The sequence below is a fragment of the Acidianus brierleyi genome (genome assembly GCF_003201835.2).
Classification (GTDB): domain Archaea; phylum Thermoproteota; class Thermoprotei_A; order Sulfolobales; family Sulfolobaceae; genus Aramenus; species Aramenus brierleyi.
Genome location: NZ_CP029289.2, coordinates 1,980,912 through 1,987,500 on the forward strand (window position 1 = coordinate 1,980,912; position 6,589 = coordinate 1,987,500).

Below are 6,589 nucleotides of genomic sequence, written 5' to 3' on the forward strand. Positions count from 1 at the left end.
ACTAACTCGTTTTGAACGTGTAGGTGCAATATTTGAAACTAGGAATATTAGATTCTACATTACGTGAAGGAGAGCAAACTCCCGGCGTAGTTTTTACTACTGATCAAAGAGTAGAAATAGCTAAAGTTCTTTCAGACTTAGGCGTTAATATGATAGAAGCAGGTCATCCTGCAGTATCTTCTGATATTTATGAAGGAATTAAAAGAATAATGAAGCTAAAAAATGAGGGAGAAATAAATTCAGAAATAATAGCTCACAGCAGGGCAGTAAAAAGAGATATAGAAATAGGAGCAGAACTAGAAGTAGACAGAATAGCAATATTCTTTGGAGTTAGCGACATTCATTTGAAAGCCAAGCATAAAGTATCCAGAGAAGAAGCATTAAACATAATTTCAGAGCATATAAGTTACGCTAAATCACATGGAGTTAACGTAAGATTTACCGCAGAAGACGCTACTAGAACAGACCTTGATTACTTAATCCAAGTAATCAAAACAGCTAAAGAAGCAGGGGCGGATAGAATAGGCATAGCCGATACAGTAGGAATACTTTATCCCGCAAAAACAGTTGAACTCTTTTCGTTTTTGACTAGACAAGTTTCAGGAGTTGAATATGATATCCATGCTCATAATGATCTAGGTTTAGCGGTAGCAAATTCTTTAGCAGCTGCAGAAGGTGGGGCTACTATAATTCACGCTACAGTTAACGGTTTAGGAGAAAGAGTAGGAATAACTCCATTACAAATAATAGCAGCTGCTATAAAATATCACTTTGGATTAGATGTAGTAAAACTCGATAAATTAACAAAAATCTCTTCATTAGTCGAGAAATATAGTGGAATTTCTATGCCGCCAAACTATCCAATAACTGGTGACTATGCTTACATCCATAAGGCAGGAATTCACGTTGCTGGGATACTTAACGATCCAAGAACTTATGAGTTTATGCCCCCAGAAACATTTGGAAGAAGCAGAGATTACGTTATAGACAAATATACGGGTAAGCATGCACTTAAAGACAGATTTGAAAGATTAGGAGTAAAATTATCCGAGGAAGAATTAGAACAAGTACTTGCTAAAATAAAAACACAGAATACGAGGTTCTTAAGAGACGTAGATCTTTTAGAAATAGCTGAGGGAGTTACAGGTAAAATTCTAAAACCTAGACCGCCAGAAAAAATAGAGGCAATGGTATCAATAAAATGCGATTCCAATATTTACACTACGTCAGTAACAAGAAGAATATCAGTAATTCCAGGAGTTAGTGAAGTTTTAGAAATTTCAGGAGATTACGATATTATAGCCAAAGTAGAAGCTAAAGACTCAGTAGAGCTAAATAATGTCATAGAAAATATAAGATCAGTAAAAGGTGTTTCTTCAACTCTCACATCTTTAGTACTAAAGAAAATGTAAGGAAAGAGTTTTATATGTTATAAAATAATGTAAATAATGACCAGCGGGGGTGCCCGAGCTGGTCGAAGGGGGCGGACTCAAGACCCAGTTAAGAGATCCGCTGGCGAAGGCCATCCGGGGTTCAAATCCCCGCCCCCGCATTTTATTTATAAAATATTATAATAGTTTCAGAAATAGAGCTTTCATAAATTTCTACTTCATGAAAAACGTTCTTTAAGTCGAATTTTAAATTTTCTACATCAATCTCTTTATAAACTCCTAAAGGAAGGACAATCATTACTTCCTTAGCGTCTTTAGGAATTATAAATTTCAAGCTTTTATGAATATTGGAAACCAATTTAGGCGACAAAGTTTTAACATTAACAAACCCTTTATTCGACACAATCTCACTTAATACTGATTCTATTTTATCGTTAATGTAACTCAGCATTTTCACTAGCATCTTTATATATTGTCTAACAAAGGTTAAAAATCTTAGCGGATAGAAAATGAAAATACTATTTCCTAGAAAATGTTACGAATGATTTATATCTAAGATAATAATTTCCATAATAATACGATATTTCTCCTATTACTTCATTATTCTTTTTTACATTGTATTGCAATTTATTTAGTCCTCTCTCTGTAGTTAATATCGGTCCTTCTATTTTTAGACCTTCAGAGATAGCCTTATCCCAAATTAACGACATTAATGAGAAAAAATCCTCCTTACTACAATAAATCTCTCCGTAGTTCAATAATTCAGATAATTTTTTACTCTTTAAAGCTTCCTTAAACTCTTCCATTAATATTGTTGTAGACATCACTTAATAAATAGTTATCAAAAAATAGAAAACAGTTAAATCCCCTGTTTTATAATAACATATGCAATTAGAGAAAGCCGATGATGTAAAAAGACTGGCAGAGGAGATTAATACAAAAGCCAGTTTAGGCTTAGATTTAAGTAAAGTTATTTTTTTACGTAGTCAACATTCCAAAACAACCGCAATAGCTAGAACATTAGGCTTACCTCCTCAGTGGAGATACGTATTTGGTGAAGACAAGATATATATTATTGAAGTTATAAGCGAAAAGTTCGACAAATTAACATGTCATCAAAAGATTTACGTTGTAGTTCATGAACTACTCCATATACCTTCAGGAATGAAAGGAGGATTAAGAAATCATACATATAGAGAATTCAGAAATATACGAAAGATAATTAAAGAAAAAGGACTAGATGAAATATGTTGGTGAATAAATGAGATTCTGTCCTAAATGCGGTTCAACAATGATAATAAAGAACGATAAAATGGTTTGCATGAGATGCGGATATTCAGATAACAAAATCGAAAAAATTGTTTATAATAGTAAAATTAACCATGACAAGGATAAAATGATAGTAGCAGACGGTAAAACTTTGGAAGGAAGATTATCCATGAGTTTATGCCCAAAATGCGGTTCTGCAAGAGCATTAAGACTAAAAAGAGGATTATTCAAATGCATAACTTGCGGCTATATTTACAGATCATAATTATGTAAATTATTTTAACATATAAATCTTTAAATACTCTAGAATATAGAGAATTTGATTTTAAAATAACTAGCTTCCTTAATAAATATTTTTTGTATAAAAATTTGGGATATGATAAATAAATGTATAGGACATTAACACTTTAATTTCTAAGACAAACAATATCATAATGATAACCCTTTTCAAAGCACTAATAATGCTAGGATTTGAGAAAGTAGCACCGAGGACTCTTCAGCGAGGACAAGTTACAGTAAGGGTTAATTTCGGTTACGATGTTAAATGGCATATAGATACTCCATTGGGATCAGCAACTTATTATAGTCAAAAAGCTGCCTTACACGGTTTAGTCTTAAGATTAGCAATATCGAAAGAAGATCTAGAGTTTTTAGCTTCGATAGGTTTAGATTACGCTAAAACCGAGCTAGAAAACTTTGAAAAAACTATGAAAAGAATAGAATCAAACGATCAAAAGGCAATTCAGAATTTTCTTAAAAAGGAAGATTTTTCCAAATCAACTAAAAATGAAGAAGACTATTTCTATGATATAAAAAGGCAATTTATAAAACAAACAATATACCCAAGGCTCACTCAAATTTTGCTTGAAAATAGAGGCAGATGTCCAATATGCGGAAGAATATTCCAGGACGCTCCATCATTCTATAATCATATTAATATGACTTCAGTGATGCAGAAACAACACAAAGAATTCTTAAAAAACGTAATGTCTGAAGTAACTGGAGAAATTCCTTGATCTTTTATTTAAAATTAAATATAACATAAAAAATAATTAATTTTCGTAAAAGTTCTTACTAAATCTTTTAATACCAGTATCTTGTTTTAGCAGCCTTATATCCTTCTTTATATGCTGTGTATGTAACAATAAATCCTATTGCTAACCCAGTTATTAGTATTAGAATTACATCTATTATAGAAAAATCGCTAGAATCTATAGCTTTCCTAACATTTCTTAGGTTAGAGAAGAATCCACTAATATAATCCCAAGCATCAAAAATAGTAGCAAAGGCATTATAAGCAGTTATTAATCCAGCTTTCCAATCCCTATATTTTACTGCAGTCACTAGTGTAGTATATGTTGCTATAACACCCCATATTATTATTTCCAAACCAAAGACTAAGAAAGAAAAAGAAAACAAAAATACTGCAGAAGAAATACTGATATAGCCAAAATATCCTAAAATGAAAGTCAATATAATTACAGCAACATAACCCATTGGTAAAAATCCACCCAAAGTATAGAATAATCTACCTAATCCTTTCCTATAAGCCGATATCTTACCAGCGTTATAACTATTCCACAAAGCAATAGCTATATCTATTATTAGAAAAATGATATCTAACAATAGGCCTAAATTCATTAACACCTTATCTTATTAAACATATAATAAAACTTTCCCAAAACAAAAAACTAGTATACAAGAGTTAACATATAAGCAAAGAAAAAGAATTCCATTAGGCGAAAATATTTTACTACTTCTGATAGCACAACATGTAACAGTTTAAGAACTTTCATTATTTAAATTATTATATTTATTGTTTACTAAAAATATCTCTAACTAATTTCCTAACTTCCTCTTTATTACTATATTTTTAGTGAATAAGGTTATTTTTTTTAAAAAATGTATGTAAAACTATGCTTTGTGGAATGATTGATTTTTACAGATCTCAATCTTATCATAATTTCGTAAATTCTAAATTTAATGCCTAATTGAAAACTGATTTATCGATAATTACAGAAAAACTGTCAAAATTTTCAATAAGCATAAATATTATATTTTCAATAAAATCAGAGTTGTTATATAGGTATATTTGATACTTATTATGAAAGCATTTATAAATAGTAATTCGAAAAAATATGTGGTAAAAATACATGGGAGAAACTAGTGAAATACCTCCTGAACCTAATTTAGAAGGAGGAGGGTTAATAACTATTGTAGGAATAGCTGCAGAAATATTGCAAACGCTAACTAACGATACTGCTACAAGCCAAATGCAGTGCACGAAAAATAACGAGAAAAAGCTAATAATAAGTGGGCCCCCTTCTCCGGAATTATATACTGTAAAAAGTGGAGTAATTTTCGCTAACGCAGTTAACGCGAATTCTATAGGTAACGAAATAAATTCAGTCTTAGATCTCATAGGAAACGGATTAATATATGTAACTAACGATAATGGTGATACAAGTGCATATTTTATAGGAAGAGTAAAAAGCTCATGGAGGGAAGTCGTAGTAGCACAAGACAAATGGACTACTAAAGTATATTTAAACCAAAACAGTAGAGACTTCATACAAGATTTTCAAGCTAATGTAAACAAAGGTGGCGGAGTAAACTTCGAACTAGGAATTATTTATCTAGGAAAACCAGAATTTCTTAATCCATTACCAGAACAACAATGTAACGGTCAATGGTATGACTCCATATTTAACGTATGGGAAAGTTATTTAGCTGGTATAAGAGGCGGTACAATTTCCTCATATTCCACTAAAGTTTATGAAGGATTTAGATATATGAAGCCAGTAACTCAATGGGGCTGTAGAAAAGGATATTGTTACATTAGTCCAACATTTGTAAAACCTAGATTGTCTACAATTACAGCAAGTGCTGGAATGCAGTTTCTTTCATATTTACAAGAATCGGGTGAATTACTTCAAATTATACCTGGATATAAGGGAGATTTATATTCTCCTTCAATTTTAGCTTATCTTTATCATCAGTTCGGAATAAAATCTAATGGCGAAATGAGTAAATGGCTCTCAACTTTTATCGGTTCGCAGTTTGTTTCATCAGACGCTTGTCCAGGCTCATCGTCGGGGTGTAGTGAAAGTGGAGTTTCAGCCTTAATAGGTGCTACAGTTTTCGTAAAATACTACGGCTTTACTCCTGGCTTCTTTATAGCGTTTCCTTCTCCTAAACTTCAAAACGCTACTACGCAAGATCTAGTAGATTGGATGAACAAAGTATTCTATTGGAATCCTAAAGCCTCGGAATACATTAATTTTATCATAGGTACAGTATCAGCACTGAATTCCGTAATACATGAAATAAAGTCATCTGAAGGAGAGGACATTGCAGAAGCTGTTAGAAGAGCTTTACTTTCTACAGTAGGTTATACTACTGATAAGAACGAATATAGGGAAGCTGCAAAATCTATAATACAGAAAATTAAAAAAGCTATAGAATTAGCGAAAAACAATTTACAATCATCTTTACCAGAGTATCTTAAAGGAATGGGCGCAAAAAGGAATATGATCAGCTATTGTATGGGTATATTAGATTCAATGATAAATGATTGTCTACATAATATAGACTATTCTGAAGATACTACAGAAGACGATTTGGCAGATCAAATACAACAATGCGTAATTCAAGAATCACAAACTCAATGTTTATAAAATTTTTAATTGAACTCAATTTTTTATTTTATAAAATATGAAATTGATTTTTTCTCTAATTATTTGAATGCCTCGCCTAAGTTTTTACATTAAATTTCTTCAATAATTCAATTTTATTACATAATTTATGAAGGAGAAAATTATTCCCAGTATATTATTCTTTCACTATTCTCAAGCCAAATCTTTCCAATCTCTTAAAATGCTTTAAATTATTAGTTCTAAGGCAAAGATTATTCGCAATACATATAGATC

The 6,589-nt window shown here is 31.3% G+C and carries 9 protein-coding genes and 1 tRNA gene (1 of these 10 running past the window's edge); 6 read left to right on the forward strand and 4 right to left on the reverse strand.

The window, feature by feature from the left end; translation table 11 throughout:
• The first annotated feature begins 32 nt into the window (after positions 1-32).
• Positions 33-1,412: a homocitrate synthase gene (lysS, locus tag DFR85_RS26815; RefSeq protein WP_110270923.1), complete on the forward strand. Its 1,380-nt coding sequence runs from the start codon at positions 33-35 to the stop codon at positions 1,410-1,412.
• 43 nt (positions 1,413-1,455) lie between these two features.
• Positions 1,456-1,552: transfer RNA gene (locus DFR85_RS26820), tRNA-Leu, on the forward strand.
• 2 nt (positions 1,553-1,554) lie between these two features.
• Here DFR85_RS26820 and DFR85_RS26825 read toward each other — a convergent pair.
• The gene (locus DFR85_RS26825) at positions 1,555-1,854 is read right to left on the reverse strand and encodes a DUF4898 domain-containing protein (protein WP_110270924.1); all 300 of its coding nucleotides are present in this window, start codon (positions 1,852-1,854) and stop codon (positions 1,555-1,557) included.
• A gap of 55 nt (positions 1,855-1,909) precedes the next feature.
• On the reverse strand, positions 1,910-2,197 hold the full coding sequence (locus DFR85_RS26830; protein WP_162582769.1) for a hypothetical protein: 288 nt from the start codon (positions 2,195-2,197) through the stop codon (positions 1,910-1,912).
• A gap of 79 nt (positions 2,198-2,276) precedes the next feature.
• Between DFR85_RS26830 and DFR85_RS26835 the strand changes: the two genes are divergently transcribed.
• The 3 genes from DFR85_RS26835 to DFR85_RS26845 all read left to right on the forward strand — a co-directional run bounded on the left by DFR85_RS26835 (position 2,277) and on the right by DFR85_RS26845 (position 3,676).
• The gene (locus tag DFR85_RS26835) at positions 2,277-2,648 is read left to right on the forward strand and encodes a putative metallopeptidase (protein WP_110270926.1); all 372 of its coding nucleotides are present in this window, start codon (positions 2,277-2,279) and stop codon (positions 2,646-2,648) included.
• A gap of 4 nt (positions 2,649-2,652) precedes the next feature.
• Positions 2,653-2,925: a transcription factor S4 gene (gene tfs4, locus DFR85_RS26840; protein ID WP_110270927.1), complete on the forward strand. Its 273-nt coding sequence runs from the start codon at positions 2,653-2,655 to the stop codon at positions 2,923-2,925.
• Positions 2,926-3,094: 169 nt separating this feature from the next.
• Positions 3,095-3,676: a hypothetical protein gene (locus DFR85_RS26845; RefSeq protein WP_110270928.1), complete on the forward strand. Its 582-nt coding sequence runs from the start codon at positions 3,095-3,097 to the stop codon at positions 3,674-3,676.
• A gap of 67 nt (positions 3,677-3,743) precedes the next feature.
• On the opposite strand, the gene DFR85_RS26850 is transcribed toward DFR85_RS26845, so the two are convergent.
• Complete coding sequence (locus tag DFR85_RS26850) at positions 3,744-4,301, reverse strand: hypothetical protein (RefSeq protein WP_110270929.1); 558 nt, start codon at positions 4,299-4,301, stop codon at positions 3,744-3,746.
• Positions 4,302-4,813: 512 nt separating this feature from the next.
• Between DFR85_RS26850 and DFR85_RS26855 the strand changes: the two genes are divergently transcribed.
• The gene (locus DFR85_RS26855; RefSeq protein ID WP_110270930.1) at positions 4,814-6,337 is read left to right on the forward strand and encodes a hypothetical protein; all 1,524 of its coding nucleotides are present in this window, start codon (positions 4,814-4,816) and stop codon (positions 6,335-6,337) included.
• 154 nt (positions 6,338-6,491) lie between these two features.
• Here the strand turns inward: DFR85_RS26855 and DFR85_RS26860 are convergent, their stop codons facing one another.
• Positions 6,492-6,589, reverse strand: the 3' end of a protein-coding gene (locus DFR85_RS26860) for a PIN domain-containing protein (protein WP_110270931.1). 280 nt of this gene lie beyond the right edge of the window; 98 of the gene's 378 nt are visible here — the last part of the coding sequence; its start codon lies off the right edge, out of view — the gene reads right to left on this strand; it ends in the stop codon at positions 6,492-6,494.